This is a genomic window from Haloferax profundi, assembly GCF_001469865.1.
In the GTDB taxonomy this organism is placed as follows: domain Archaea; phylum Halobacteriota; class Halobacteria; order Halobacteriales; family Haloferacaceae; genus Haloferax; species Haloferax profundi.
The window spans coordinates 1-1,788 of the sequence record NZ_LOPV01000036.1 but is presented as its reverse complement, the minus strand read 5'-3'; the positions used below and the strand labels follow the sequence as shown (position 1 = coordinate 1,788).

1 protein-coding gene and 1 pseudogene are annotated in these 1,788 nt (G+C 62.1%); one reads left to right on the top strand and one right to left on the bottom strand.

Annotation, left to right across the window (positions count from 1 at the left end; genetic code table 11):
- The coding region (locus tag AUR66_RS01795; RefSeq protein WP_058570812.1) for a CaiB/BaiF CoA transferase family protein at positions 1-1,143 on the bottom strand (1,143 nt) is incomplete at its 3' end.
- A 432-nt stretch (positions 1,144-1,575) separates the two neighbouring features.
- Between AUR66_RS01795 and AUR66_RS22450 the strand changes: the two are divergent.
- A pseudogene (locus tag AUR66_RS22450) lies at positions 1,576-1,788 on the top strand (methyl-accepting chemotaxis protein); the annotation flags it as partial.

Below are 1,788 nucleotides of genomic sequence, written 5' to 3'. Positions count from 1 at the left end.
GAGAAGCGGAGGGTGGCGACGAATCGACGTCGGCGTCCCCGAGAAGTGCATGGGACTGCCAGCCATCTCGACGGTGCCGGCCGTGGGATGCTCGACGGTCTGGTGCATCCCACGAGCGCCGACCTGCGGGTGGTCGAATACGTCTGCCATGTCGTTGACCGGGCTGACCGGGACGTCGTGGTCGCGACAGCGTGAGACGACTTCGTCGGTCGTGTGCGACGCGAGTTCCTCGGCGAGAATCGAATCGAGGGCGTCCCGATTTTCGACGCGGTCGGTGTTCGTCGCGAATCGCTCGTCGTCCACGAGGTTCGGCAGGTCGAACGCAGCACAGAACCGCGGCCAGATGTGTTCGGACGCGCAGGCGACGACGACGTAGTCGTCGCGGGTCTCGAAGGCCTGGTAGGGCGTGATAGTCGGGTGTTTACTCCCCATTCGCCCCGGTGGGGTTCCCGTCGCGAAGTAGTTCGAGGCCATGTAACTCATCCACGCGACTTGCCCATCGAGGAGGCTGACGTCGACTTTCTGTCCGGTCCCGTCGCCGAGTTCACGATGCAGTAAGGCGGCGAGAATCGCCTGCGTGGCGTACATCCCCGCCCCGATGTCCGCGATAGCGACGCCGACTCGGACGGGGGGTCCGTCCTCCTCGCCGGTGATGCTCATCAGACCACCCTCTGCCTGCATCATGATGTCGTACGCGGGGCGGTCTTTGTGCGGCCCCCACTCACCGTATCCGGAGAGCGAACAGTAGACCAACCCTGGATTCTCCGCGCGGAGGTCCTCGTAGCCGAGCCCCCACTCTTCCATCGTTCCGACTCGGAAGTTCTCGACGAGGATGTCGGCCTCGCTCACGAGGTCACGAAACACCTCACGCCCTGCGTCGGTCGAGAAGTCGAGCGTGACCGAGCGCTTGTTGCGGTTGATACTCAGGAAGTAGGCACTCTCTTCGGTGTCACCGTACGATGGTGGCCGCCACCCACGGGTCTGGTCGCCGACACCGGGGCGTTCTATCTTGATGACGTCCGCACCGAGGTCACCGAGTTGCATCGTGCAGAACGGGCCAACGAGCACACGGGACGCGTCGACGACGGTGAGTCCGTCGAGCGGTCCGGCCTCACCCTCCGGAGTACGGGCTTCACCGGTCATCGGCTTGGTCCTGAGCGAGGAGACCTATCAAGTCGTGGCCGGCGATGCGCGACTGGTCGCGCGCCATCTACACGTTGCTTCGGTGCGCCGTCGGACTCCGAGTGGACCGTCGGGGTGTGAATCACACTCTGTTCGTGACCCTTTTTCCGACTATCTACCCCTGTTTCGGCAACCACAGAGAGCGTGCGGATATCGTTCTCGCCCATACGTCGGTCTCGTAGTCCTATGACCAATCGTGCGTCGTTAGTTCTGTCGGTGGTCGAAACGGGGTACCGACGAACAGGTGCGCGCGTCGGCACAGTGGTCGATGGAGGTTCTCAGCACCACGACACGTCCAGCGCCACCGAACGACCGCTCGTCACGCGCATCGAGACTATCAGGTCTGATATAGGGGAGAGAACACATTTTACGTCACGTTTTTTGGAGACAACCATGGGACCAAGAACTGTAGACCCGGGGGGTACCGATGCCATACTCCGGAAAGTGGCGAACAAGTTTCAGAGAGTAATCAGGTACATTCCAGCGGGAGATTCGATACCCGACGAAGCGTGGCGGCGCCGGCACAGAAATATCGTCTTACTCCTCGTCGCACACGCGCCAGCGTTGTTCCTCCTCGGGTCGTACACGGGGACAGAATCACTACTC